At 70.9% G+C, this 25,273-nt stretch carries 29 protein-coding genes; 12 read left to right on the top strand and 17 right to left on the bottom strand.

Annotation, left to right across the window (positions count from 1 at the left end; genetic code table 11):
* Positions 1–52: 52 nt before the first annotated feature.
* Entirely contained in the window at positions 53–298 is a 246-nt protein-coding gene (locus tag AAEP86_RS07335) for a hypothetical protein (protein ID WP_420369887.1), read from the top strand.
* A 9-nt stretch (positions 299–307) separates the two neighbouring features.
* On the opposite strand, the gene AAEP86_RS07330 is transcribed toward AAEP86_RS07335, so the two are convergent.
* From AAEP86_RS07330 to AAEP86_RS07300, 7 genes are read right to left on the bottom strand one after another with little or no spacing between them, the layout of a single operon-like run.
* Complete coding sequence (locus AAEP86_RS07330; RefSeq protein WP_420369886.1) at positions 308–1,027, bottom strand: contact-dependent growth inhibition system immunity protein; 720 nt, start codon at positions 1,025–1,027, stop codon at positions 308–310.
* Between the two features lie 40 nt (positions 1,028–1,067).
* Positions 1,068–1,340 carry a hypothetical protein gene (locus AAEP86_RS07325; RefSeq protein WP_420369885.1) on the bottom strand — a complete coding sequence of 91 codons (273 nt, stop codon included), beginning with the start codon at positions 1,338–1,340 and terminating at the stop codon, positions 1,068–1,070.
* The gene (locus AAEP86_RS07320; protein ID WP_420369884.1) at positions 1,337–1,942 is read right to left on the bottom strand and encodes a contact-dependent growth inhibition system immunity protein; all 606 of its coding nucleotides are present in this window, start codon (positions 1,940–1,942) and stop codon (positions 1,337–1,339) included. The genes AAEP86_RS07325 and AAEP86_RS07320 overlap by 4 nt, the downstream gene beginning before the upstream one ends.
* Positions 1,943–1,991: 49 nt before the next feature.
* Complete coding sequence (locus AAEP86_RS07315) at positions 1,992–2,336, bottom strand: hypothetical protein (RefSeq protein ID WP_420369883.1); 345 nt, start codon at positions 2,334–2,336, stop codon at positions 1,992–1,994.
* A complete protein-coding gene (locus AAEP86_RS07310; RefSeq protein WP_420369882.1) occupies positions 2,329–4,119 on the bottom strand; it encodes an RNase A-like domain-containing protein in 1,791 nt (596 codons plus the stop codon). The genes AAEP86_RS07315 and AAEP86_RS07310 overlap by 8 nt, the downstream gene beginning before the upstream one ends.
* Positions 4,116–4,478 carry a DUF6507 family protein gene (locus AAEP86_RS07305; protein ID WP_420369881.1) on the bottom strand — a complete coding sequence of 121 codons (363 nt, stop codon included), beginning with the start codon at positions 4,476–4,478 and terminating at the stop codon, positions 4,116–4,118. The genes AAEP86_RS07310 and AAEP86_RS07305 overlap by 4 nt, the downstream gene beginning before the upstream one ends.
* Positions 4,478–5,371 carry a DUF6177 family protein gene (locus tag AAEP86_RS07300; RefSeq protein ID WP_420369880.1) on the bottom strand — a complete coding sequence of 298 codons (894 nt, stop codon included), beginning with the start codon at positions 5,369–5,371 and terminating at the stop codon, positions 4,478–4,480. The genes AAEP86_RS07305 and AAEP86_RS07300 overlap by 1 nt, the downstream gene beginning before the upstream one ends.
* Before the next feature lie 77 nt (positions 5,372–5,448).
* Here AAEP86_RS07300 and pgm point away from each other — a divergent pair, with 77 nt between their 5' ends.
* Both pgm and AAEP86_RS07290 read left to right on the top strand, forming a co-directional pair.
* On the top strand, positions 5,449–7,068 hold the full coding sequence (gene pgm / locus AAEP86_RS07295) for a phosphoglucomutase (alpha-D-glucose-1,6-bisphosphate-dependent) (protein WP_420369879.1): 1,620 nt from the start codon (positions 5,449–5,451) through the stop codon (positions 7,066–7,068).
* A 282-nt stretch (positions 7,069–7,350) separates the two neighbouring features.
* On the top strand, positions 7,351–9,870 hold the full coding sequence (locus tag AAEP86_RS07290) for a DHA2 family efflux MFS transporter permease subunit (protein ID WP_420369878.1): 2,520 nt from the start codon (positions 7,351–7,353) through the stop codon (positions 9,868–9,870).
* A gap of 64 nt (positions 9,871–9,934) precedes the next feature.
* Here AAEP86_RS07290 and AAEP86_RS07285 read toward each other — a convergent pair whose 3' ends face one another.
* Positions 9,935–10,843: a DNA-methyltransferase gene (locus AAEP86_RS07285; RefSeq protein ID WP_420369877.1), complete on the bottom strand. Its 909-nt coding sequence runs from the start codon at positions 10,841–10,843 to the stop codon at positions 9,935–9,937.
* A gap of 62 nt (positions 10,844–10,905) precedes the next feature.
* On the opposite strand from AAEP86_RS07285, the gene AAEP86_RS07280 reads away from it, so the two are divergent.
* Positions 10,906–11,190, top strand: coding sequence for a GNAT family N-acetyltransferase (locus AAEP86_RS07280; RefSeq protein WP_420369876.1), 285 nt, complete (start codon positions 10,906–10,908; stop codon positions 11,188–11,190).
* A gap of 22 nt (positions 11,191–11,212) precedes the next feature.
* Here AAEP86_RS07280 and AAEP86_RS07275 read toward each other — a convergent pair whose 3' ends face one another.
* The 5 genes from AAEP86_RS07275 to AAEP86_RS07255 all read right to left on the bottom strand — a co-directional run bounded on the left by AAEP86_RS07275 (position 11,213) and on the right by AAEP86_RS07255 (position 14,297).
* Positions 11,213–11,542 (bottom strand): hypothetical protein, encoded by a 330-nt coding sequence (locus tag AAEP86_RS07275; protein ID WP_420369875.1) that lies wholly within the window; start codon positions 11,540–11,542, stop codon positions 11,213–11,215.
* A 248-nt stretch (positions 11,543–11,790) separates the two neighbouring features.
* The gene (locus AAEP86_RS07270) at positions 11,791–12,384 is read right to left on the bottom strand and encodes a signal peptidase I (protein WP_420369874.1); all 594 of its coding nucleotides are present in this window, start codon (positions 12,382–12,384) and stop codon (positions 11,791–11,793) included.
* Between the two features lie 80 nt (positions 12,385–12,464).
* Positions 12,465–13,037: a hypothetical protein gene (locus AAEP86_RS07265; protein ID WP_420369873.1), complete on the bottom strand. Its 573-nt coding sequence runs from the start codon at positions 13,035–13,037 to the stop codon at positions 12,465–12,467.
* Positions 13,037–13,633, bottom strand: coding sequence for a TasA family protein (locus AAEP86_RS07260; RefSeq protein ID WP_420369872.1), 597 nt, complete (start codon positions 13,631–13,633; stop codon positions 13,037–13,039). The genes AAEP86_RS07265 and AAEP86_RS07260 overlap by 1 nt, the downstream gene beginning before the upstream one ends.
* A gap of 106 nt (positions 13,634–13,739) precedes the next feature.
* Complete coding sequence (locus AAEP86_RS07255; RefSeq protein ID WP_420369871.1) at positions 13,740–14,297, bottom strand: alternate-type signal peptide domain-containing protein; 558 nt, start codon at positions 14,295–14,297, stop codon at positions 13,740–13,742.
* A gap of 284 nt (positions 14,298–14,581) precedes the next feature.
* On the opposite strand from AAEP86_RS07255, the gene AAEP86_RS07250 reads away from it, so the two are divergent.
* The gene (locus AAEP86_RS07250; protein WP_420369870.1) at positions 14,582–16,177 is read left to right on the top strand and encodes an AAA family ATPase; all 1,596 of its coding nucleotides are present in this window, start codon (positions 14,582–14,584) and stop codon (positions 16,175–16,177) included.
* A 46-nt stretch (positions 16,178–16,223) separates the two neighbouring features.
* Here the strand turns inward: AAEP86_RS07250 and AAEP86_RS07245 are convergent, their stop codons facing one another.
* Both AAEP86_RS07245 and AAEP86_RS07240 read right to left on the bottom strand, forming a co-directional pair.
* Positions 16,224–17,273 (bottom strand): lipoate--protein ligase family protein, encoded by a 1,050-nt coding sequence (locus tag AAEP86_RS07245; RefSeq protein WP_420369869.1) that lies wholly within the window; start codon positions 17,271–17,273, stop codon positions 16,224–16,226.
* Positions 17,274–17,352: 79 nt separating this feature from the next.
* Positions 17,353–18,222: an alpha/beta hydrolase gene (locus AAEP86_RS07240; RefSeq protein WP_420369868.1), complete on the bottom strand. Its 870-nt coding sequence runs from the start codon at positions 18,220–18,222 to the stop codon at positions 17,353–17,355.
* A gap of 87 nt (positions 18,223–18,309) precedes the next feature.
* On the opposite strand from AAEP86_RS07240, the gene AAEP86_RS07235 reads away from it, so the two are divergent.
* Genes AAEP86_RS07235 through AAEP86_RS07225 form a run of 3 tightly spaced genes read left to right on the top strand, consistent with a single transcriptional unit; the run spans position 18,310 to position 20,731 of the window.
* The gene (locus AAEP86_RS07235) at positions 18,310–19,458 is read left to right on the top strand and encodes an inorganic phosphate transporter (protein WP_420369867.1); all 1,149 of its coding nucleotides are present in this window, start codon (positions 18,310–18,312) and stop codon (positions 19,456–19,458) included.
* 11 nt (positions 19,459–19,469) lie between these two features.
* The gene (locus tag AAEP86_RS07230) at positions 19,470–19,742 is read left to right on the top strand and encodes a hypothetical protein (RefSeq protein WP_420369866.1); all 273 of its coding nucleotides are present in this window, start codon (positions 19,470–19,472) and stop codon (positions 19,740–19,742) included.
* Positions 19,743–19,789: 47 nt separating this feature from the next.
* Positions 19,790–20,731: an acetamidase/formamidase family protein gene (locus AAEP86_RS07225; RefSeq protein ID WP_420369865.1), complete on the top strand. Its 942-nt coding sequence runs from the start codon at positions 19,790–19,792 to the stop codon at positions 20,729–20,731.
* Between the two features lie 88 nt (positions 20,732–20,819).
* On the opposite strand, the gene AAEP86_RS07220 is transcribed toward AAEP86_RS07225, so the two are convergent.
* Positions 20,820–21,572, bottom strand: a complete 753-nt coding sequence (locus AAEP86_RS07220) for an SDR family NAD(P)-dependent oxidoreductase (protein WP_420369864.1) — start codon at positions 21,570–21,572, stop codon at positions 20,820–20,822.
* A gap of 95 nt (positions 21,573–21,667) precedes the next feature.
* Here AAEP86_RS07220 and AAEP86_RS07215 point away from each other — a divergent pair, with 95 nt between their 5' ends.
* The gene (locus AAEP86_RS07215) at positions 21,668–22,078 is read left to right on the top strand and encodes a MarR family winged helix-turn-helix transcriptional regulator (RefSeq protein WP_420369863.1); all 411 of its coding nucleotides are present in this window, start codon (positions 21,668–21,670) and stop codon (positions 22,076–22,078) included.
* Positions 22,075–23,421, top strand: coding sequence for an MFS transporter (locus AAEP86_RS07210; protein ID WP_420369862.1), 1,347 nt, complete (start codon positions 22,075–22,077; stop codon positions 23,419–23,421). The genes AAEP86_RS07215 and AAEP86_RS07210 overlap by 4 nt, the downstream gene beginning before the upstream one ends.
* Positions 23,422–23,484: 63 nt before the next feature.
* On the opposite strand, the gene AAEP86_RS07205 is transcribed toward AAEP86_RS07210, so the two are convergent.
* The gene (locus tag AAEP86_RS07205) at positions 23,485–24,381 is read right to left on the bottom strand and encodes an alpha-E domain-containing protein (protein ID WP_420369861.1); all 897 of its coding nucleotides are present in this window, start codon (positions 24,379–24,381) and stop codon (positions 23,485–23,487) included.
* 133 nt (positions 24,382–24,514) lie between these two features.
* Between AAEP86_RS07205 and AAEP86_RS07200 the strand changes: the two genes are divergently transcribed.
* On the top strand, positions 24,515–25,030 hold the full coding sequence (locus tag AAEP86_RS07200; protein ID WP_420369860.1) for a MarR family winged helix-turn-helix transcriptional regulator: 516 nt from the start codon (positions 24,515–24,517) through the stop codon (positions 25,028–25,030).
* Between the two features lie 9 nt (positions 25,031–25,039).
* Positions 25,040–25,264 carry a hypothetical protein gene (locus AAEP86_RS07195; protein ID WP_420369859.1) on the top strand — a complete coding sequence of 75 codons (225 nt, stop codon included), beginning with the start codon at positions 25,040–25,042 and terminating at the stop codon, positions 25,262–25,264.
* Positions 25,265–25,273: the final 9 nt, after the last annotated feature.

The raw sequence follows: 25,273 nt of genomic DNA, 5'->3' as shown, positions 1-25,273 counted from the left end.
GCGGTCGCCGGCCCGGTGACCGTCGATCCTCGGCACGACGACGAGGAGCACCATGCAGAACCGTCAGAACCCCCTGGGCGGCGCCTACGTGACCGGCCTCGAGACCCGCGACGAGGTCGGCGGCTACGCGGTGACCGCCGCCTGGCGTCCGATCGGCAGCTACACCGGGACCGGCATCGGCCGTGCGCTCGGTCGTTTCGTCGACGCGCAGTTCCGCCGACCCGGTACGGCGACGTCCTCGATCCGCACCGCCACCGGGTCGCTGCGCACGGCGACGGGATCGTTCCGCACTGCCTGACGCACTCCCTCAGACCGCGAGCGGTCGTCCACACCGGGTCGTCCCCCTTTCGACCCGGTGTGGGCGGCCGCTTGCTCTGTTCAGCGCAGCAGGTCGTCCGGTCGGTCGAACCGTGCTGCGCCCGGTGTCGTGGAGCCGCCGTGCCTGCAGCGTGATGTTCGGGATCGCGGTCGCAGCGAGCCACACGAGGAACGCGATCGTGAACGGTGTCCGAGCTTCGTACGGGACGGCACTCGCTGCGATCACGAGTCCGACGCAGACGAGCCTCCACAGGAAACGAGCCCACCAGGACTCGGAGCGACTCGCCCTGCCCTCGCCGACGCCGTACTTCGTGAGGAAGCGCACGACGGCGACGCGAGGACTGGCTCCTCGAATCGGCCGCGACGCTCGTTGCCAACCAGGACTGCCCACGACCGCCGACTCTGGCGGTGCCGGCGCCTCGGCATGGGCTTCGAACTGCCGCAGCATCCACTCAAGCCCCGATCGATCTGTCGAGTTGTCCTCCGCCGGGTCGTAGTTGCAGTCGAGGCCGACGAGGCATGCCGCGATCGATTCGTCGTCGAGCTCGAGCAGCCCTCGGACGTCATCTGCTACCGCCTGGATCTCGCCGCGCCGCGCGTTCGCGAAGAAGTGTGTCATCACGTCGACCGGCGACATGCCCGCCTCAGCCCACTTCCGATGGAAGTACCCGCCGATGAAGTCGTCGAGCGCGGCGAACTTCTCGGTCACGCCGCCGTCGAGAGAGGTAGACCGACGCCACCGAATGCCGTCAGGGATCGCCGGGGTGCTTCGCAATGACAACCTGCACGGTGTCGAGCGGAAATTCCTCACCGAACGGCGCTCCGTGGCCCACGGGAGCGCCGCCATCGGGGCGGAAGCTCAGGCGCAGCGGCTTCACCATGCCGCGGTTCGACCAGGCATCGAACCGCGCTTCCGCCGCGCGGATCGCGGTGTCCGGGTAGGAACCGATCGTGCGCTCATCGGCAGAGAACCGGGCTGACCCCGTGCGACACGTCCGCCGGCGCATCACGTCGTCGGTCATCGCTCTTTTCTGTTGCTGAGTTGACGCTCGACCCGCGCCCCGACATTGCGCAACCACGCGCGGTCGTCGAGTCCGTCGTCCGCAGGGACGTAGTTGCAGTCGAGTTCGATCAAGCGTCCGCCGAGTGCCGACTCGTCCGGGAGGATCTGGTCCAGATCGCGAACGTCCTCGAGCAGCACATGCTGCTCGTCGGACGAGGTCTGTGCGAGGTAGTCCTCGAGCGCCTGCTCCGCCGAGTACGTCTCTTCCGCCCAGTCTTGATGGAAGTACGACCCGACGAAGTCATCGAACCCGTGGAAGTTGCGCGCCGTGATGCTCGCGACCGCGGGGTACGCCGTGAACACCGTGTAGCCCGAGGGGCTGTCCGACGACCCGACGAGCACGGCGCGCACAGCTTCGAGGTCCTGCGGCTCCATGAAGGGATTCCCCCGACCGATCACGCCGCCAGGGACGGCGTAGATCCGCAGCGGGCGTGGAGCGCCCACCGCGACCCAACGTCTGATGCGCTCGTGATTGAAGTCGAGCGCGTAGGCCACCGCTTCGTTCGCGCGCTCGACGCTCGGGAAGTAGGACTCCCCCGTACGCACGGCGTGTGCCGTCATGCGTCCCTCCCCGAAGACCTGGCCCTGGTCAGGACTGCCCAGTACTCGGTCACTCGGCGGACTTCGTTTCGACGTTCCGCGCAGCACGATCGCGGAGTTCGACCATCCACGAACGCGCCGACTGCCCGAGGTCCACTTTCGGTGAGAGACCGCTACCCACGAACATGAAGAAGCCGTCAACGGCCCTGTCAGTCGGCAGCTCCAACAGCAAGTAATCCAGTTCGTCTCGGTATTGAATGTTCTCCAAAATTGACGCCTCATCGAAGTCGTTGACGAGGACGGACTCGACGTCCGGCCAGTCGAGATCCCAGTCGTAATTGAACTCAGCGGTCAACAACGACTTGAATCCCGGAGCGCGCGATGCAACGGCCTTGTAGTACTCGTGATTATCCACTGAGGGCCTCTCGTGGGTAGGTCGTGACGATCGAGTACGGGGGATGTCCATCCGGGAGGTACTTGAGCACGACCCGCACGACAGAAGCATCACGCATGGGCGGCATTCCGTCCGGGTGGAAGTACCGACCGATCACTGTATCGGAGGGCCATTCAAATTCTTGCGTCGGCTTCTTGATCACGCCCAATCGTTTCGCCTCGATCCACTGCTGGATGGACGTGTGATTGAAATCGAGAGTTGACGCAACCACCTTGTCGACTTCCCTCACGGGGAGTGAGTACGCACTGTTTTCTTTCTCACCCTTGTACCGGGATTTGACGAATTCATCGAGTGACTCCTTACTCAGCGCCGTCGGCGGGACGTGTCGTTCGATCGCATGGCCGCCGTGCTCCTCGGCGTACTGCAGTCCTCCGCGCTCGACGAACGCGGACGACTCGACGCCGCGTGGGATCGCGTCAGCGTCGAAGGCACGGTGGAAGTCGGGATGTTCTCGCGCGAAGCGATCCAGCTCGTCGTGGAAGAAGTTCGCGAACGCGTCATCCCCCACACCCAGCGCGGGCGAGTATCCGCTCGTCTGGGTCCACTTCGCGTACTCGCGGTCCACGAGGTCTGCGAGTGCGTCGACGTTCGACTGCGTTGCGCCTCCCTTCACCCACGCCCGAACGTCAGCCTCGACGCCGCGCATTCCGAACTTCCCGAGGCCTGATGCAAGCTCCTCAGCCCGACCCGCACGCCCCGCCCAGCCTTCGGGCCCGAGGAAACTCGTCCCCACAGCCGATGCCGCCGCTCCGGCCGCGATGCCCGGGTGCTCGCGTGCGCCCTTCCACCAGTCCTGAGCCGCATCTCCCATCGCGCCGAGCGTCTGCCCTGCCTGACCCTTCGGATTCACCGCCGCGTCGAGCCACGCCATCGGGTTCACGAGCAGGCTGAACGCAACAGCGCCGTCGGCCGCGCCCTTCCACGCTGACCCGAGGTTTCCCCAGCTCCAATCGCCGCTGTTGTCCCAGCCGCCGAGGTGCAGGAGGCCGCTCAGGGTCTTCAGCAGATCGTCCTTGAAGCCATCCTCGAACTGCTCGGTCCACGTCTTGCCCTCGGCGGTCCCCACGCGCGACCAAGGCAGGTCGACGCCCCGAGCATTGAGGTCGCTCTCGGACGGAGCCACGAAAGCCTTCTTGACGGAGGCACCGGCAGCCTTCTTGATCGCGAGGGCGCACTCCGCCTGCGCCGCCTGCAACAACCCGACCTGTTCGTTGATCCGCTGGACCAGCTGGTCGTTCTCGTACCGGGTGCCGACGTCCTCGTACCACGGCACGGTCTTCGACTGCGGTGTGGGTTTCTCGGGCTGGTACGCGTTCCAGGATCCCGACACCGGCGCTTCGGCCTTCGGCGTGAAGGCAGACTCGAATCGTGGAACGCCGTGCTCCACCTTCGCGACGAACGCAGTGGCTTCCACCCGCAGCTCGTCGAGCTTGCGCTTCGGATCAGCCGCGGCCGACGCGTAGGTCTCGAGCGCCGACGCGACCTTCCGCGCGACAGTGCCGATCGTGTGGACGTCGTCCGTCACGGGGTCCATCAGGGCGAACACCTGTTCGGACTCCGGCGACTCGTACACGCCCGACAACCGCTGCCACTTCGACGGCAGGTCGTCGGCGACGGTCTTCATGGACTGGCCGCCGGACTTGATCGTGCCGGCGCCGGAGGACACGACTGCCAGGTCCAGGTCTGCACCGGGGATGCCGTCCGGATCGACCAACCCGTGGTCGCCGTACCCGACGCCGCTCACCGTCGTGCCTCCGCCGCGCGGATGAAGAACGACACGTCGTGGCTCTCGTGCGCCGACAGCCCGGCGCGCTGCGCATTCGCCGCCATCTCGAGGTCCCCAGCCCGGTAGGCGTCGACGGCGTTCGTCACACCCTGGACCCCACCGATCAGCCGGTAGGTGACCTGGTCGACGTCGTCCTGCGTCTTCGTCAGGAACGCACCCAGTGCCTCGTTCACGATGGCGCCCGCACCGCCCGCGACCTCGGCAACACCGCCCTGCACCGACTGCAGTGCGCTCGCGGTGCCGTTCACTGAACCGTTCACGTCGTTCATCACGGATTCGACCCCTGCAGGATCAATCCGCCACCCCGTTGCACCCATCACTGTCCCCCCGTACGGGTGCCATCGTGACGGACCTCGGCACGCCTTCGCAAGTCCCCGGAATGCATGGCACCTGCTTGCAGGTCCCGCAGCCCACTTGCCAGCGCCGCAGCGCCGGACCAACGAGCCTGTTCCGTGCCGTCGAACCAGAAGACGACTCCCCGAGACGGGCCCGGGCCGACCGTGTGGCCGCCGAGTGACGCGGCCGCGACCGCCAAGCCACGGGCGCGCGTCTCGCGCGTTCCGGAGAACACACCGAGCGGGGCCGGCGGCCCCGCGATGGCCGTGTCGACGACGCCGTCGACGCGCCCGCGGCTCGTCGAGAACTGTGCCGACCGCGGGTGGCGACCGAGCATGACGGACTGGAGGCCCGCCTCCAGTGCGTCACGGACCGCGCGGAGATCGTCGGTCATCCCCGGCAACGCGACCATGCACCGGAGCGACTCGAGGACGGAGCGGGGGCCACGCTGGACGGTGAGCACCCCGCCGAGTGCGCGCGATCCCGCGCCGGTCACGACGAAGGTGGCGTCGCGAGGTGATCGGCGCTCGGCCATCGCCGTCAGACGGTCCGGCGCGAGTCGGGACGAGCCCTCGGCGAGGCTGAACGCGAGTTCCGTCCCCAACGACCGCTCGATGAACCGCGCCGGCGTCGCGGCGAGCACCAGTCCGGCGTGCGCGGCGTGCTCGATCGTCAGCTCGACGTGGAGGCGGGTACCGGACGGACCACTGTCGGCGTCTCCGGGGTCCGACGGCGCCCACCGGAAGCCGTGGACAGCCAGCAGGTGGAGCGCGGGCCACGAGACGACCGCACCGGCCTCGGTGTGCAGGGTCGCCCCGTCACCGGCCTCCACCGCCGCGAGCAGCGCAGCGTCGGCACGGATCGTCTCCCCCATGCCCCGACCGTACCGCTCCGCCCGACATGTCGGATACGGGCCGAACGCCCGGAGGACCGGGGTGCCAGGATGGTCCCATGAACGACCGCGCCGGCACGCCCGCCACTGCAGACGACCTCGTCGACCTCGACGCCCTCATCGCCGCCTACCACGAGCGCGTTCCGGACGTCTCGGTCCCCGAGCAAAAAGTCGTCTTCGGCACCTCCGGGCACCGCGGTTCCTCCCTCGACACGGCCTTCAACGACACCCACATCGCCGCGATCACGCAGGCGATCGTCGAGTACCGCACCGCCCAGGGCACCGACGGTCCGCTCTTCATCGGCCGCGACACGCACGCCCTGTCGGCGCCCGCGGAGCGCACCGCACTCGAGGTCCTGGCGGCCAACGGCGTGCACGTGCTGGCGGACAGCGACGACGGCTTCGTGCCGACGCCGGCGCTGAGCCACGCGATCATCGCCTACAACCGCGCCGGCCACCCGGACACCGCCGACGGCATCGTGATCACGCCGAGCCACAACCCGCCCCGCGACGGCGGCTTCAAGTACAACCCGCCGCACGGCGGCCCCGCGGACAGCGACGCCACGTCGTGGATCGCGAACCGGGCGAACGCCATCATCGAGGGCGGCAACGCCGAGGTGCAGCGCACCGAGGACGCGACGCCGGACCGCTACGACTTCCTCAGCGCGTACGTCGCCGACCTCGAGAACATCATCGACATCGACGCCATCAAGCGTGCCGGTGTGAAGATCGGCGCCGACCCGCTGGGCGGGGCGTCCCTGCCGTACTGGAACCGGATCCGCGACCACTACGGTCTCGACCTCACCGTGGTGAACCCCGACGTCGACCCGACGTGGGCGTTCATGACGCTCGACTGGGACGGCAAGATCCGCATGGACCCGTCGAGCCCGAGCGCGATGGCCTCCGTCGTGGCGCGGAAGGACGAGTTCGACGTCCTGACCGGCAACGACGCGGACTCCGACCGCCACGGCATCGTCACGCCGGACGGCGGCCTGATGAACCCGAACCACTACCTGGCCGTCGCGATCGAGTACCTGTACGCGCACCGGCCCGAGTGGCGCGACGACGCCGCGATCGGCAAGACGCTGGTGTCGTCGAGCATCATCGACAAGGTCGCGGAGTCGCTCGGCCGTCGCCTGTGGGAGGTCCCCGTCGGGTTCAAGTGGTTCGTGCCGGGGCTCATCGACGGTTCGGTGGCGTTCGGCGGCGAGGAGTCCGCGGGGGCGTCGTTCCTCCGCAAGGACGGCACCGCCTGGACCACCGACAAGGACGGCATCATCCTGGCGCTGCTGGCGTCCGAGATCACCGCCGTCACGGGCAAGTCCCCGTCCGAGCTGTACGACGAGCTCACCGAGCGCTTCGGCGACCCCGTGTACCAGCGGGTCGACGCGGCGGCGAGCAAGGAGCAGAAGGCGCGGCTCGGCAAGCTCGACGGCGACGCGATCACCGCCGAGACGCTCGCGGGCGACCCCATCACGGCGAAGCTGTCGAAGGCGCCGGGCAACGACGCGGCCGTCGGCGGCGTCAAGGTCGTCACCGACAAGGCCTGGTTCGCGGCTCGTCCGTCGGGCACCGAGGACGTCTACAAGATCTACGCCGAGAGCTTCGTCGGACAGGAGCACCTCGAGCAGGTGCAGCGCGAGGCGAAGGAGATCGTGGACGCCGCCCTCGGCGCCTGATCCGACACCGGCGCACCACGGCGCCCGGATGCCGTCGCTCGCAGTGACGCGTCCGGGCGCCGTCGTGTCCGAGCTCCCTTCAGCGGACGATCGCAACCCCCGCGCACGCCCGGGCGTAGCGTGACGGCGTCGGGCCTCCCATCCGGGCGGCCCCGCTGAGTGGCAGCCACCGAACCGACACCGGGGCTGCCGATCCACTCAGGAACCCGCCTCGACGCGGACGCTGACCTTGCGGCTGATGTAACTTTGCAGCCAGCGCAAAGTTTTCGGGAGACCCTGCACATGACCCAGACCGCGACCGCACCCGCGGCGCCGACGACCTCGTCGAACGCCGTGATGAACCACCGGCAGATCCTGCTGGTGATCTACGGCCTGATGGCCGGGATGTTCCTCGGCGCCCTCGACCAGACGATCGTCGGCACCGCCATCCGCACCATCGGCGACGACCTCCACGGCCTCGACCAGCAGGCGTGGGTGACCACCGGCTACCTCATCGCGAGCACGGTCACGACGCCCATCTACGGCAAGCTGTCCGACATCTTCGGACGCCGCCCGCTGTTCCTCACCGCGATCGGCATCTTCATCGTCGGCTCGCTCCTGGCGTCGTTCTCGACATCGATGCTCATGCTCGCGGGCTTCCGCGCACTGCAGGGCCTCGGGGCGGGCGGTCTGATGTCCCTGCCGCTGGCGATCATGGGCGACATGCTCGCGCCCCGCGAGCGCGCCAAGTACCAGGGCTACTTCCTCGCGGTGTTCGGCATCTCCAGCGTCATCGGCCCGCTGGTCGGCGGTCTCTTCGCCGGCGCGAGCGAGATCGTCTTCATCTCCGGCTGGCGCTGGGTGTTCCTGATCAACGTGCCGATCGGCATCGGCGCGCTGGTCATGGTGCTGACCTTCCTGCACCTGCCGAAGTTCGGCGAGCGCGGCAAGCCGCGCATCGACTGGTGGGGCGCGAGCCTCGTCATCGTCACGCTCGTGCCGCTGCTCCTCATCGCCGAGCAGGGTCGCGAGTGGGGATGGAGCTCCGCCGGCGCCTTCGCGTGCTACGGCATCGGCGCCGCCGGTCTCATCGCCTTCGTGATCGTCGAACGGGCCATGGGCGACGACGCGATCCTGCCGCTGAAGCTCTTCGGCTCGCGGGTGTTCTCGATGGCCGCCGTGCTGTCCGTCCTCGTCGGCTTCGGCATGTTCGGCGCGATGCTGACGATCCCGCTGTACCTGCAGATCGTGAAGGGCGTCACCCCGACCGAGTCCGGGTTCTCCATGCTGCCGATGGTCCTCGGTCTGATGATCGCCTCGATCGCGTCCGGTCAGATCATCTCGCGCACCGGCAAGTACCAGGTCTTCCCGATCACGGGTACGGCGTTCACCGCCATCGGGTTCACCGTCCTGACCTTCCTGACGGCCGACAGCCCCCTGTGGTTCCTGATGATCGGCATGTTCGGGATCGGCCTCGGGCTCGGCCAGCTCATGCAGACGCTGACGCTCGCCGCGCAGAACTCCGTGAGCCCCCGGGACATCGGTGTGGCCACGAGCGCTGCGACCTTCTTCCGTCAGATCGGCGGCACGATGGGCACCGCCGTGCTGCTCTCCGTGCTCTTCACCCTCATGCCGACGAACATCACGACGGCCATGCAGCACGAGAGCGACCTCAAGCCCGCCCTCAACGCCGCACTCACGCCGTCGGTCGCGAACGCTTCCGACAACAAGGGCGTGATGGACCAGATCTGGAACAAGATCGTCGACCCGGTCAAGCAGAACGTGCAGGACGGCCTGAACAAGGGTGCCGTCCAGGCCAAGGAGGCCGCGGACGCCGCGGTCACGCAGCAGGTCTCCGCCGCGGTGCAGCAGCAGGTCGCCGCGGGCCGTGTCCCCGCCGCCTCCGCCGAGTCGGTCATCGCGCAGCAGGTCGCCGCGGCGAAGCCCGCCGCCGAGCAGCAGGCCCTCGAGACGGCCGCGTCGAAGGCGCAGGCCGAGGTCGTCGACGGCACGCTCCAGGTGGACTACTCCAACGCCGACCAGCGCCGGAACGTGGTGGACGAGGTCGCTCCGTCGCTGGTGAAGCAGCTGAAGGAGGGCGATTCCAGCGCGAACTCGTCGTCCTCGTCGGCCACGAGCGACACGTCGTTCCTCAACGGAGCCGACAAGCGGCTGACCCGTCCGTTCCTCGTCGGGTTCAGCAGTTCTGCCGTCGTCGTCTACTGGGTCGGCCTCGCGGTCATCCTGCTCGCCTTCGTCCTGACCTGGTTCTTCCGGGTCCCGCCGCTCCGCAAGGTGTCGGCGCTGCAGGAGCAGGCGAACGCGGCGAAGGACGACGCCGACCGGCTCACCGTCGACGCGCAGTCCGCTGCCGCCGGCACGGGGTCGCTCGTGTCGCCGGACACCGGGTCGATGGCGGTCGTCCCGACGTCGCCCGACGTGCCGGCCCAGCCGCGATCCGCCGTGGCGCAGTCCGTGGCGTCCCGTTCCGCCGCCGGCGGGACGGTCACGCAGGAGCGGACCGCGGTCCAGCAGACGTCGACCGAACAGCACCGTCCCCCGCAGCCGGTCGACACCCGCGCACCGCTGCCCGACGCGACCACCCACGGTGCCCACGCGGCCGCCGCGCCGGTCGACGAGCCGCCCGTCACGACCGGGGCGATCCGGACCCGGGCAGCCCACGTCGCCGCCCCGGAGGACGTTCCGTCCGCCGGGACGGCACCGGAGGCGACCACGAGTGCGGACGACACCTCGGTGGCGGACGCGGCCCGCGCCTCCCGTCCGACCGACGACCACCCGCACGGCCGCCACTCCGCCGAGTAGGCGACCACACGAGGGGAACGCCCGCCGTCACCGCGTCCAGCGCGGTGACGGCGGGCGTTCCGCGTCAGACGGCAGTGGCGGCGGGCGGTCCCGCCGTCTCGAACGACGCCCCGGGCAGACGCTGCCGCATGACCTCGATCGCGACCGGGTTGTCGTCCACCAGCACGAAGCGGCGTCCGAGCGCCCGCGCGACGGCACCCGTCGTGCCGCTGCCCGCGAAGAAGTCGAGGACCCAGTCGCCCTCGCGCGAGGACGCCTGCACGATGCGTCGCAGGACCCCCTCGGGCTTCTGCGTCGGGTAGCCGGTCTTCTCCTTGCCGGTCGGCGACACGATCGTGTGCCACCAGACGTCGGTCGGGAGCTTGCCGCGCTCACGTTTCTCGGCGGTGACGAGCCCCGGCGCCATGTACGGCTCGCGGTCGACGGCCGCGGAGTCGAACCAGTACCGCGAGGGATCCTTGACGTAGACCAGGATCGTGTCGTGCTTCGTCGGCCAGCGGGAGCGGGACTTCGCACCGAAGTCGTACGCCCAGACGATCTCGTTGAGGAACGCGTCGCGGCCGAACAGCGCGTCGAGCAGGACCTTCGCGTAGTGCGACTCGCGGTAGTCGAGGTGCAGGTAGAGCGTGCCGTCGTCGGCGAGCAGTCGCCACGCCTCGAGCAGCCGCGGCTCGAGGAACGACCAGTAGTCGTCGAACCGGTCGTCGAAGCGCATGAGGTCACCGCGGACGCGCTCGTACGTCCTGCCCCGGAACCCGGTCACCCGGGTCTCCGGACGGGCCCGCGAGGTCGCCGGCGGCTCGTCGCCGGTCGTCGCGACCGCGGCACTGGCGTGCCGCCGCTGGTACCGACCGGTGTTGAAGGGCGGGTCCAGGTAGACGAGGGTGAACGCACCGTCGAGCAGGGTCGGGAGCACGTCGAGGTTGTCGCCGAGGACCACCCGGTCGGGGCCGCCGTCGTCTCCGCTCTGCACGCGGTCATTCTCGCAGGTGCCCCACCAGTCCCTCTCCGGGGCCGGGGCGTACGGTCGTCGTCATGGCATCACCCGAGGTCCGCAACGACACCGACAAGCAGCAGTACTCCCTCATCGAGGACGGCGAGGTCATCGGCTTCGCCGCCTACGAGGTCGACGGCGACGAGATCCGGTTCGTGCACACCGAGGTCGACCCGGCCCACCGCGGTGGCGGACACGCGTCGATCCTCGTCGAGCACGCGCTCGACGACGTCCGTCAGGGGTCGCTGCGGGTCGTCCCGCAGTGCAGCTACGTGCGTGCATGGATCGAGCGGCACCCGGACTACCAGGAGCTCACGACGCGCTGACCCGCGTCACGCGGGTCGCCGGTCAGGCGGTGCGGTCGTGCGTGCCGGCACGTGCCTCGTGCCGACCGGGTCCGCGCACCGCGGGCACCTTGATGAGCACGCTGCCGCTGAGCAGGTCGTGGTCGTCGTCGGCCGGCGTCGGGGCCTCTCGTGGGAGGCGCGACTGCCGTTCGTACTCGGCCTGCGTCTCCTGACGGGTGGGTGCGAACACCTCGTCCATCATCGAGATGACACCGCCGGACCCGCCGCTGCGTGTGGCCTTGTTCGACAGGTCGATCCACCCCACGCGATCGGCGATCCACACCACGACGGCCGCGGCGGCCATCGCCCCCAGGAGGATCAACCAGTTCACGCTGACGAGGCTACGTGGGGTGCCGGAGCCCGACATCAGCCGCGCGGAGGATTCTCGTGATCCGCACACCTCGTTCATCAGGACGACGCACACACTGGTTGCGCGGTCGCCCGGGACCCCCCTCCCCGGGCGGCCCGCCCGGTCGCACCGCCGTCACCACCGGCCGGGAGGCGCGGCACCCGAACGGACGTCGGCTCGCCCTGGTCGGTCGGTCGCGTCCGACCTCCGGCTGAGCCCGTGCGCGGCGGTCACGGGTGCGCTGCGCTCCGGCGGGCTGCGTGCCGGGCCCCGCGGCGCCGCCGGCGGACCGCCTGCACCACACCGATCGTCACCGACACCGCGCCGTAGGCGATGAGCAGGCCCGCGAGGAGCGGCACCAGCCAGGACCGCGACCCGTTGACCGCCTGGTTCGCCCACCCGACCAGGGGGACGCTGTACCAGACGACTCCGCGGACCTGCGCGGGGATGACGGGAGCCGCGTCGGGTTCGGCGTTCGCGTCGCCCTGCAGCACGAAGGCGCGCGAGCCGTCCGAGGTCGTCGTGCGCCCGACGACGCGGTGCGTCACCACCGTCGGGTCGCCGGAGCGGAGCTGGTAGGTCACCACGTCGCCGATCGCGACGTCGTCGGGGTCGGTCGGCCGCACCACGACGAGCGTGCCCGGCGGCAGCGTCGGTTCCATCGACTGTGTCAGCACGGTCAACGGCACCGATCCGGTGGCCTTGGGGACGACGACGAGCACCAGTGCGAGGCCGGCGACGAGCGCCAGGGCTCCGACGGCTGCCCCGACGGCCACTGCTCGGAGGACCGCGACGAGTCCACCCGGCGCGCCGTCCCTGGCCACGGCACGACGCGGCGCACGGTCGCTGCGGAACGACGCGCGCGCACTGCCACGGTGGGCGGCGCGGCGGGGCGCGAGCGCGGTCACGAGCCCGCCGCCGCGGTGTTCAGGTAGAACCCGCCGGACACCGCCGCGGAGGTCCAGCCGCCCCGCTGGACGGTCAGTCCGACGACGACGTTCGCGGTGCTCGAGGCCGGGGCGGTGTCCCGGACGGTGCTCCGCGTGCACCAGACCGCCGACGCACCCGGCTCGAGGGTCGACGACAGGCTCGGCAACGAGGCCCACGTCCCGCTGACCGACCCGGCCCCGACGGGCGTCGCGTCGGCGCAGGAGGCCGAGGACGTCACGGGCCACGCGACGACGTCGACCGCCTGGGCCAACGCCGCCGAGCTGCCGGAGACGACCGTGACGCTGGTGACGGTGGTCGCCGCGATGTTGCCCGTGTTCTGGAGCGTGACGGGCTTCGTCATCGACCGGACCGTGGACGAGAAGGTCACCGTCATGTCCGCGGTACCGCTGAGGGCACCCGCGGGCTTGCCGAACGTCGTGCTCGAGCCGGTCGACCCGGTGGCGGTCCACAGCGCCCACGCGGCGGTCGGGCTGCCGACCACCACCAGGCCGACCAGCAGCGCGACCACGACCACGCGCCCGCGCATCACGACGTCACCTGCGTCCCGGTCACCGTGAGGGTGAAGTCGGTCACGGCGCCGGACACCGACTGCGGTGCGTCGGACGCCAGGACGATCTCCACGCACGCCGTCGCGGTGACGCCCACGGGGAGCGTGAAGTAGCCGGTGCCGGTGTCGAAGGTCGCGAGGGCGCCGCTCGCACCGCCGTTGCCGGGCCGGCACGCGGCGGCGTCGCGGACCGCACTGAGTCGGAGCGTCTGGACGCCGAGGACGGTGCTGTCCGGGACGTCGACGTAGGAGACCTTCGTCGCCGTCGTCGTCACCCGCATGGACAGCGGGACCGAGCCCGTGTTGCGGGCCGTGAAGGTGCCGGTGGTGCTCGCTCCGGGGGCCAGCACCGGCGCTCGTGTCGAGGTCATCGGGCTGACGATGACCGACGCCGTGCCCGAGCGGATCGTCGCACCGTCCGTGTCGGCCGCGGCGTTCCAGAGCGCGTACGTGCCGCCCGTCCCGGCGACGGTCGCCAGGACCGCGACGGCCACGACGGCCCCGAGCGCCCAGGGCCACCGACGACGGGACCGCGCACGGTGGCGGCGCCGGTGGGGCGCGGGGCTGGTGGTCATCATCACTCCTCGGCGGGGCGGTGGACGGTCGGGGCGGCGGACGGACGGGGCGGCGGCGGTGCGCCGGGCCGGGGGCGACCGCGTCAGGCGGCGCTCGCGCGCTCGGTCAGGAGCCGATCGCGCGCTGGGTCAGCGTGAACGCCAGCCCGCCGACGTCGACGGAACCGTCCTGACCGGTCGTCGCCGTGCGCGGCAACTCGATCGTGAAGAGGACCCGGACGCGCGAGGAGGCGGCGGAGGGCGAGACCGTGAAGGTGTCGTCGTGCGGCGCGGCCTGCTGGACGACGTCGGCGCTCGCGGACGTGACCGAGAGCGTGCGGGTGGTCGCGTCGATGAGGCCGGCGTCCCCGGTGATGCTCTGGCTCGCGTAGGTGAGGTCGGCGGTCAGGTCGTCGCCGGTGGCCCCGATGAGCAGCGTCTGCGTGAACTGGTACTTGTTCCCGGGCACCATGCGGACAGCCGCCGGGTCGATGGTGGTCGACCGGCCGTTCGTGACGTCGGTCCAGGTCCCGTCGTCCAGCGCGGTGAGGGAGAGCGTCCCGGACTGGACCGTGCCCGCCGCGCTCGACGCGTTGGCGTTCCAGAGTGCGAGCGAGCCGGCTCCGCCGAGGAGGAGTGCGACGCCGGTGGCTCCTGCGACGACACCGGTGACGATTCTGTGCATGAGGGATCCGTTCCTGCGCGCCGAGGCGCGCCGAAGACCACCGGCACGTGGTTCGGGTCGTCGTACCGGGGAGACGGCGTCTTCCCCTCGTCGGGGACGAGGGCGGCTGACCGGTGCCGGGACGCCACGCCCGGGAGACCAGTTCGGACCCGCGGCGTTGACGTCTGCTCAGGAAGATACCTCGTCCCCCAAAGTGCGGACACGGGAATATACGATTGCATCGACCCCAGTTCTGGGGACCCGCAGGCCGGCCGCCCGGGAACGGCCCGTGCCAGGATGGCGACGTGCTCGACGACGCCGACCGTGACCTGATGCGAGCGTTCGCGCGCTACGTCGAGCACGCCAACGAACTGGCCGCATCCGAACAGCAGGCGGTGCTCACTCCGATCGGTGAGCGGGTCCGCGAGCACCTCGGCGTCGACCCGCAGTCGGTGCCCGTGGTCACCGAGGATCTGCCCGACCACCGTCTCGTCGACGCGGACATCGCGCTCGAGGAGCTCGCCGGACCGGCCCCGGAGGCGCTGCTCGGCATCGCCGGCGACGACAGCCGGTTCCACAGCTCGGTCAGCGAGTTCATCGCTCACCCGAACGCGCGCTGGTCGGTCGGTCCCGTGAGCTACGCCCCGCGCGCGACCGGGCCGGACACCACACGACAGGTCGTGTCCTTCGGCCTCCGCCTCCTGACGTTCGCGGGGACGCCGATCGCCGTCGTGCAGCGCTCCGCGAAGCCCGAGTACGGGCGGCAGCGGGCGAGCCTGGAGATCCTCGCCGCAGACCAGGACGGCGGCACCGCCTTCCTGACCCGGCTCCGCGAGCTCATGATCGAGCGGAGCGTCCTGCGCGGTCAGGTCCTGTCCTTCGTGCAGTCCGAGTACGGCTCCGACGCCGGCGCGACCTTCCTGCGGCGGCCGGACGTCACCGCCGACGCGGTCGTCCTCGCCGACGGTGTCCTCGACGAGGTCGCCGACCACGTCGTCGGCATCGGCGAACAGCGCGAAGCCCTGCTCGCGGCCGGGCAGCACCTCAAGCGCGGCGTGCTGCTCTACGGTCCGCCCGGGACGGGGAAGACCCTCACCATCCGGCACCTGCTGGCCCGGACGCCCGCCGTCACCGCGGTCCTGCTGACCGGGTCGAGCATCGCGGCGATCGGTGCGGCGGCCGAGATCGCGCGCACGTTCCAGCCCTCGATCGTCGTCCTCGAGGACATCGACCTCGTCGCGATGGAACGCCACAGCTCCCCGCAACCGCTCCTCTTCGAGGTGCTCGACGCCCTGGACGGGCTCGACGGAGACGCCGACGTCGCGTTCGTGATGACCACGAACCGTGTGTCGGTGCTCGAACGCGCCCTGGCGGACCGCCCCGGCCGCGTGGACCTCGCCGTCGAGATCCCCCTGCCCGGACCGGCCGAGCGGGTCCGGCTCTTCCGCCGGTACGCGGCGGCCCTGCCGTTCTCGGACGAGGCCCTCACGGCGGCGGCGGAACGGGCCGAGGGGACCACCGGGTCGTTCGCCAAGGAGCTCATGCGACGGAGTGTGCTGGGTGCCGCACTGCGCCGGGCCGAGCCGTCCGACGACGACCTGCAGACCGCGCTCGACTCGCTGCTCACGGAGCGGTCGGCGCTGACCCGGAAGCTCCTCGGTACCCGGTCCCCCGCGAGCGGCGAGGACCACGACGACGAGCCGGACGAGGACGAGGACGAGACCGAGGTCACCTACTCGGGATCGTACGTCCCGGGCGGAGCCGAGGGGTGGGTGGCGTACGCGCCGCTCTCGCGCACGGCCTTCCGGCCCGACGGCGTCGGCCGGACGCTCGCCAGCGGCACCCAGGCCGACGACCCGTACGACGACCCGGCCGACGAGGACGACCACCGCGGGTCGTAGCTGCGGTCCTCCGGCACGACCGCGTCGGCGCGCACCCCGTCGCGGATCAGGGAACCCGCTCGAGCCACTCCCGCGTCGCGAACTTGGTGCGGACGAGCTCCTGCGCCCGGGCCCGCTCCGCGTCGGTCACGTGCCCCTCGTGCGCACCGTAGAGCTTCGTGAAGGTCCCGATGAGCCGGTCGATGATCTCGGCCCGCGTCAGACCGGTCTGCGACCGCAGCGGGTCGACCCGCTTGGCGGCCGAGGTCGTGCCCTTGTCGCTCATCTTCTCGCGACCGATCCGGAGCACCTGCACCATCTTCTCGCCGTCCATGTCGTAGCTCATGGTCGCGTGGTGCAGCAGTGACCCGGTGCCGAGGCGCTTCTGCGCGGCGCCGCCGATCTTGCCCTTCGTCGACGAGATGTCGTTGAGCGGCTGGTAGTACGCCTCGATGCCGAGGGACTTGAGTGCCTCGATCACCCACTCGTCGAGGTAGGCGTACGAGTCGGCGAACGTCATGCCCTGCACGAGGTCGGTCGGCACGTACAGCGAGTACGAGATGATCGCGCCGGCGTCCATGAACATCGCCCCGCCGCCGGAGATGCGACGGACGACCTCGACGCCGTACTTCGCCGCCCCCTCGGGGTCGACCTCGTTCTTCAACGACTGGAACGACCCGATGACGACGGCCGGCTGGTCCCACTCCCAGATCCGGAGCGTCGGGCCACGGCGGCCGGCCCCGACCTCCTCGGTGAGGACCTGGTCGAGCGCGAGGTGCTCGTTCGGGCTGATCGGCCCCTCGTGGACGATCTCCCAGTCGTACTCCTGCCACGTCGACGCGCGGGACAGCGCCCGGCGGACCGCGACGCCGACGGACTCGGGCGTGAACCCGAGCAGGACCGCGTCCGCCGGCAGCGCCGCGCGGACCGCCGCCGCGATCCCGGCGGCGTCGGTCGTGGCCGGCAGGCCCGTCACGGCCTGGTCGATGAGCGGGAGCGCGTCGTCGGGCTCGAGGAAGAAGTCGCCCGCCAGACGGAACTGCTGGATGACGCCGTCGACGACCTCGAGGTCGACGACGACCAGCTTGCCCCCGGGGACCTTGTACTCACCGTGCATGCCGCAACCCTATTCCGGACGGGAGGCGCGGTGCCGGCCCGCCCCGCGCCTCCCGTCCGCCGTCCGCGCGCGCCCCGCGTCAGCGCGACGTGACGCGGTCCAACCACCCGACCAGGTCGGCGACCACCTCGGCGCGGTTGGTCTCGTTGTAGACCTCGTGCCGCGCCCCCTCGTACACCAGGACCGACACGTCCGACAGCCCACCCCGACGCCGGTAGGCCTGCGCCAGCCGTTCGACCGACCGCGGTCCGCCGAGGGAGTCCTCGGAGCCGACCTGCAGCAGCATCGGGAGGTCGTGGGGGATGCCGCGTCGCGGGACCCCGAGCAGTCGCAGCGTGTCCGCCAGGCCGAACAGGCCGATGACGTCGGCCTCGACCGCGAGGGGGTCGACGGCGACCGCGTCGATGATCGCCCGGTCGCGGGTCAGCCACTCGTACTTCGTGGGCCCCGCCCCGGCGTGACGGGCGTTCAGGTCGCCGCTGTTCATCCACCCGGGCAGGCGGTAGGCGGAGGCGGAGAGCACGACGCCGTCGTACGACGCCGAGGACGTGTTGACGATCCGCTGCGCCATCAGCGAGCCCCACGAGTGTCCGAGCAGCACGAGCGGGACGCCAGGGGTGTCCTCCTTCGCGACGGCCGTCATCTGCTCGACCGCGGCGATCGCCGCGCGGAGTCCCCCGGGTCCGAGTCGACCGAGCTTGGCGTGGTCGCCGTCCCACTGCCCGAGGCCGGTCCGGCCGTGCCCGCGGTGGTCGTTGACGTGCACGGTGTAGCCGGCCCGGACGAGGTCCTGCGCGAGGGGCTCGTACCGGAGGCCGTGTTCGCCGACCCCGTGCGCGATCTGCACGATGCCCTTCGGCCGCGCAGCACGCCAGGTCGAGTAGACGATCTCGACGCCGTGGGCGTCGGTGAACGAGGCGTCGCCTCGTGCTGCGGAGAAGGTGGGCACCTGTCGATCCTCGCAGGTCGGGCGTGGCACGCGCCTGTTCACTCGGCGTTCACGCAGCGGGCTCCGCGCGGGCCTAGCGTTCCGCGCATGGACGTCCTCGTCATCGTCGTGCTCGTGATCGTGGTGGCCCTCGTGTTCGACTTCACGAACGGGTTCCACGACACCGCCAACGCCATGGCCACGTCGGTCGCCACGGGGGCACTCAAGCCCCGGACCGCCGTGCTCATCTCCGCCGTGCTCAACCTGGTCGGCGCGTTCCTGTCCACCGAGGTCGCCAAGACCGTCTCGCAGGGCATCATCCGCGAGGGCCAGGACGGTGTCCACATCTCCCCGACGATGATCTTCGCCGGGCTGGTGGGAGCCGTCCTCTGGAACCTCGCCACCTGGTACTTCGGCCTGCCGTCGTCCTCCACCCACGCGCTCTTCGGCGGTCTGATCGGCGCCTCGATCATCGGCGCCGGGCTGGACTCGGTCGACTGGGCGACGGTGGTGTCGAAGGTCGTGCTGCCGGCGCTGCTCTCGCCGGTGATCGCGGGCGTCATCGCCCTGGTGGCGACGTACTTCGCCTACACGCTGACGAAGAACGCGACGACCCACGGTGCGGCGACGGGCTTCCGGCACGGCCAGACCATCTCGGCCTCGCTGGTGTCGCTCGCCCACGGGACGAACGACGCGCAGAAGACGATGGGTGTCATCACGCTGACCCTGATCGCCGCGAACTACCAGGACGCGGGCACCGGCCCGGAGATCTGGGTGATCCTGGCCTGCGGTCTGGCGATCGGCCTCGGCACCTACACGGGCGGCTGGCGCATCATGCAGACCGTCGGCAAGAAGATCTCCGACGTGCAGTCCCCGCAGGGCTTCGCGGCGGAGACCAGCTCGGCCGCGACGATCCTGGTGTCGTCCCACCTCGGCTTCGCGCTCTCCACCACGCACGTCACGAGTGGTTCGGTCGTCGGCTCCGGCCTCGGCAAGAAGCTCGCCGACGTCCACTGGGGCGTCGTGGGGCGGATCGTCGTCGCCTGGGTGATCACGCTGCCCGCTGCCGCGCTGGTCGGTGGTCTGGCCACGTGGCTCGCCTCGACGTCGGTGATCGGGCTGGTCCTGGTGGCCGTGCTCGCGCTGGCGGCGGGCCTCACCTTCTATTCGTTGGCCCGGCGCAAGCCGATCTCGGCGGCCGACATCCACGACGGCGACACGGAGCGCGAGCCCGTGGCCGCCGCACAGCAGAGCTGAGGGGCAGGACGATGGACATCGACTTCGGGGCGATCGGCACCGTCGCGGGGGTGGGCTTCGTGGCCGCCGTCGGCGTGGTGCTGCTCTACACGCTCGGCCTGCGCCTGCTCGGCACCGGGCAGCCCGCCGACGCCGGCGGCGAGCGCACCCAGTACGCGGAGGAGACGCCGCGGTCGGGGAAGACCCCGCCGGGTGCGATGGTGGGCGCCGCGGTCTGCTTCGCGATCTGCATCGCCGCGGTGCTCACCGGGATCTGGCTGACGATCCCCCAGTTCCACCAGTAGTCCGGCCGGACCCGCACGGACGCGCTCGGGCCTGCGAGGATCGACCGGTGACCTCCCACCGCATCGACGCCTCGCTCGACACCGCCGCCGACGTGTTCGACGCGGAGCGCACCCCCGTGCTCCGCGTCGAACCGGGCGACACCCTCAGGGTCCGGACGCTGAGCGCCGCCGGGTACACGGAACGTCCGTCCCACCCGGGGGCCCACGCGCCGACGCTGATCGACCCGCGCCGCGGCCACTGCCTGGTCGGACCGATCGCCGTCGCAGGAGCCCGTCCGGGCCAGGTCCTCGCCGTGCGCTTCGACGACCTCGTCCCGGACGGCTGGGGCTACACCGCGTCCGGCGGGGTGGACACCGAGCTGAACCGTGCGCTCGGTCTCGCCGACCCGGCCAGCCGCGGCCCGCTGCTCTGGGACGTCGACCCGGTCGCCGGCACCGCCCGCAACCAGCTCGGTCTCGGCGTCCGGACGGCGCCGTTCCTCGGGGTCGTCGGCCTCCCGCCGGAGCCGACCGGCGAGCACTCGACGATCCCGCCACGGCCGGTCGGCGGCGGCAACGTGGACTGCCGTGAGCTCGTGGCCGGAGCCACGCTGTTCCTGCCGGTCACCGTGCCGGAGGCGCTGCTGTCCGTCGGCGACGGGCACGCCGCGCAGGGCGACGGCGAGGTGTCGGGCACGGCGGTCGAGTGCGGCATGACGACGACGATGACGCTGACGCTCCTCGACGACGCCCCGGTCGCGGGCATCCACGCGGACACCCCCGCCGGACGGATCACGTTCGGGTTCGACGCGGACCTGAACGCCGCGACGACCACCGCGCTCGACCGCATGGTCGACTGGATCGCCGGTCTGCACGGCATCACCCGCGCCGAGGCGCTCGCGATGGCGAGCGTCGCGGTGAGCATGCGGGTGACCCAGGTCGCGAACCGCACGTGGGGCGTGCACGCCCTGCTCCCCCACGACGCGATCCTCGCGGCCGACGCCAGCTGACGGTCCGACGTCCCACGGCGACGGACGGGAGGCGCGGTGCTGGTGGGCCGGACCGCCCACCATCACCGCGCCTCCCGTCCGACCGGGGTCAGTGGGCGCTGTAGCCGCCGTCGACGAGGTGGTAGCTGCCGCTGATGAACGACGCCTGCTCGCTCAGCAGGAAGAGCACGAGCGCTGCCACCTCGGCGTCGGTGCCGAGCCGGCCGGCCGCGTGCTCGGACTCGAGGGCGGACAGCTCCTCGGCCGACAGCGACGAGCGCACCAGCGGCGTGTCGATGAAGCCCGGGCCGACGGCGTTCGTCCGGACGCCCTTGGCCGTGTACTCGAGCGCGGCGACCTTGGTCAGGCCGACGAGCGCGTGCTTCGAGGCCACGTACGCGGCGTTCTGCGCGATGCCGACGGAGCCGAGCACCGACGACATGTTCACGATGGCACCGCCTCCGGAGGTGAGCATGGCCGGGATCTCGTACCGGAGGCCGTAGAAGACGCCGTCGAGGTCCACCGCTCGGACGCGGTCCCACGCGGCGACGTCGTACTCGCCGATCGGCTGCGGTGCGGCGCCGATGCCGGCGTTGTTCACGGCGAGGTGGAGTGCACCGTAGGTGTCCACCGCGTGCTGCACCATGCGCTCGTTGTCGGCGGCGACGGCGGAGTTGGCCTCGAACGCGGTGGCCGTGCCGCCGGCGGTCTCGATCTCCGATGCGACCCGCTGCGCTGCGTCGGCCTTGATGTCGGTGACGACGACCTTCGCTCCGGCCGCGGCCAGTTCCTTCGCGATCGCCTCGCCGATGCCGCTGCCACCACCGGTGACGACGGCGACCTTGCCCTCGAACTCGGACATGTTCTCCTTCTCTCTCGGCAACACCTGTTGCTCAACGGAAGGTTACACCCGCAAACCAGTTCGTTCACTGAACTAATGAGGTAGGCTAACGACCCGTGACCGACGCCACCGACCTCCGCATCGCCGTGAACCGGCTGTCACGGACGCTGCGCGCGCAGAAGGCCGACTCGAGCGTCACCGACGCGCAGTTCTCCGCGCTCGCTCGGCTGCACCGCGACGGTGCCATGACCCTCGCCGACCTCAGCCGCCAGGACGGCGTCACGCCTCCGTCCATGACCAAGACCGTGGCCGTGCTCATCGAGCGTGGTCTGGTGTCGAAGGACGGGCACGGGGACGACCGCCGCAAGGTGCTGCTCTGCGCCACACCTGCGGGCGCCGCCTTCGTCGAGGAGACCCGTCGACGTCGGGACGGCTGGCTCACACCGCGCCTCGCCGACCTCACCGAGGCCGAGCGGCAGACCCTCGCCGACGCCACCGAGATCATGAGGAGGCTGGCCCAGCAGTGACCGCCATGTTCCGCTCCCTGTCGACCCAGAACTACCGCATCTGGTTCGCCGGAGCCCTCGTCTCCAACGTCGGCACCTGGATGCAGCGCACCGCGCAGGACTGGATCGTCCTGACGAAGCTCTCCGACAACGACGCGATCGCGGTCGGCATCACCATGGCGCTGCAGTTCGGACCGCAGCTGCTGCTCCTCCCCCTCACCGGCCTCGCCGCCGACCGGCTCGACCGGCGGAGGACGCTGATGCTCACGCAGGGGCTGATGGGAGCGCTCGGACTCGGCCTCGGGATCATGGTGCTGACGGACACCGCCACGCTCTGGTCGCTCTACGTCTTCGCGCTCGCCCTCGGCATCGTCGCCGCGTTCGACACCCCGATCCGTCAGGCCTTCGTGTCCGACGTCGTCCAGGGCGAGCACGTCGCGAACGCCGTCGCACTGAACTCCGCGTCGTTCAACGCCGCACGGCTGATCGGCCCCGCGGTCGCCGGCGTGCTCATCGCCGCGATCGGCTCCGGCTGGGTCTTCGTGATCAACGCCGGGTCGTTCCTGGCGGTCCTCGTCGCCCTGCGCTTCATCGACCCGTCCCAGCTCGCCGAGCGCGTCCGGGCGAAGCGTGGCAAGGGGCAGATCGTCGCGGGCTTCCAGTACGTCCGCACCCGGCCCGACATCATCGTGGTGCTGTGCATGATCTTCGTCGTCGGCACCTTCGGCGTGAACTTCCCGATCTTCACCTCGACGATGGCCCGCGTGGAGTTCCACAAGGGCGCCGGTGAGTTCGGTCTGCTCAACTCGGTGATGGCGATCGGCTCGGTCGCCGGCGCCCTGCTCTCGGCACGGCGCGACCGCCCGCGGATGCGCACCCTCGTGATCGCCTCCGCCGGGTTCGGGATCGCGTGCGTCGCGGCCGCCCTCGCTCCGACGTACTGGACCTTCGCGGTCGTGCTCGTCTTCGTCGGACTGGCGTCGCTGACGTTCATGACCACCGCGAACGCGCTCGTGCAGACCACGACGAAGCCCGCGATGCGCGGACGCGTGATGGCCCTCTACATGGCGATCTTCGCGGGCGGCACGCCCATCGGCGCCCCCATCGTCGGTGCCGTGGCGGACGCCTGGGGACCGCGCTGGGCCATCGCCGTCGGTGCGGCATCGGGGTTCGTGGCCCTCGCGATCGCCCTCGTCTGGCTCGTCCGGCACGAACGCTTCCGGCTGCGGTACGACGCCGACACGAGGCTCCACCTGGCGATCACCCACGCGGTCCCCGTGGTCGGGACACGGGCGTCGCGCAGGGCCCTGCGGCAGGACCTCGAACGGGACGAGGCGGTCGCCGACCGTTCCAGCGCCGTCTGACGCGAGCGGCGCGGGGACGTCCCGCCGTCGGCGCGTCCCGCGGTACCGCGGGCCCGTCGCGCCCTAGCGGGCTGGTTCGGACACGGCGAAGACGCGCTCGTCCAGCGCCTCCGCGACCCGGTCGGCTGCGGCCGCCAGTCGCCGCCCCGCGACCCGTGCGGCCAGGAGCGCCGTCTCCTCCGACACCGCCTCGAGGTCCGCACGCGTCTCCGCGAAGGCGCGCACCTCGTCGTCGATGCACGACGGTGCGACGTCCCCGAGGCACTCGGCCGTCCGACCCGCCAGGAAACGCAGCGACCGGGGGCTGTGCTCGTCGAGGAGCAGGAACGCGGCGGCGTCCTCCGGTCCGAGCGTGTGGTGATCGCGACCGCGCTGGAACGCCTCACCGGCACCGCACGCACGCAGCGCCGTCGCCCACGAGGGAGCGGACTCCGGGTCGAGGAGCCCCGAGGCGAGGAGCCGGGCCGTGGTCGCGCACCGCTGCAGCGACCGACCGAGGGTGAAGAACTCCCAGACCTCGTCGCGGCTGGCGTCCGCCTCGACGACCCCGACGGCGAGCGCGCTCCGTTCCCGCACCCACCCGAGGAACTCGTGCGCACGGTCGACCGACACCTTGCGCGGCATCCGGGAGCGCGTGACGTTGAGGCAGTCCCAGAGCTCGGTGGAGACGACGTCCCGCGCTCGGCGCGCGTGATCCCTGGCGACCGCCACCGCGGACGCGATGGACGCCGGTTCGTGCCGGTCGAGCGCGAGCGAGTCGATCGTCGTCGCGCGGTCGGGGTCGTTCGCCGGACCGGCCGACCCCACGACGGACCGGAGCTCGGCCGCCACCACCCGGTCGTGGTCGACCCCGGACGGCTCACCCCTGGCGACGTACACGTCGAGCAGCCGAGCGACGACGTCGGTCCGTTCGACGGCGCTCCCGACGTGGAAGACGCTCCCCGCGAGTCGGCTCAGCACGTCGGCTCCTGCATGCCCGTGAACCTACTGACCCGGGATTGCCGGGGTGTTTCGGCCCCGCGTCACGGGTGTTGCGTTCGGCCGATGCGCGCAGTCGCTAGACAATCTAACTAGAGCGTCTAGCATTGATCACATGACTTCCGAGGTGACGACGAGCGCCGCGGGATTCTGGTACGGCAAGGATTCCAGGGTCGACGCGGTGGACGTGCTCAACGCGCTCCGTAGGTACCGGACCGCCGAGAGCTCGGCGCAGCGCCGTGCGCGCGAGAGCCTGGGCATCGGCGAGAACGCCCTGCTCGCGCTCCGGGTCCTGCTCGACGCCGAGAAGACCGGCCGCACGGTGAACGCGAAGGACCTCGCCGAGGAACTCGAGATCACGGCCGCGTCGACGTCCGCGCTCGTCGACCGACTCGTCCGCAGTGGACACGTCGTGCGTCACGCCGACCCGCACGACCGTCGCGGTGTGATCCTCACCGCGACCGGTGCGTCGATGCGCGACGTCATGCGGGTGCTCGACGAGCTCGACTCCCGTGCGGTCGAGGCGACCGAGCACCTGTCGGACGACGAGATGGCGACCATCATCGCCTTCCTCGACCAGATGGCACGCGTGGTCGACGACGTGGACGCCGTCCAGGGGCGCTCCGCGTAGCCTGCTTCCATGGCAGACACGGGCACGCACGGTCACACGCCCGCGCCGCACGACCCCGAGGACGACATGCCCTTCGCGGAGCTCGACGCCCGCGCCCGGGCCGACGCCGCGCTCCGCCGCATCCGGGCCGGATCGGACCCCGCGAAGGAAGCGTTCGACCTCGCGAACACCATGAACGACGAGACCGTCGGACGGCTGACGAACGCCGTCCGACGGTTGCTCCGACGCCGGTGATCCGGAGGC

The organism is Curtobacterium sp. L1-20, from assembly GCF_048755855.1.
Lineage (GTDB): Bacteria > Actinomycetota > Actinomycetes > Actinomycetales > Microbacteriaceae > Curtobacterium.
Note: the sequence above shows the minus strand (reverse complement) of the source record. Positions and strands in the feature narration are given on the sequence as shown.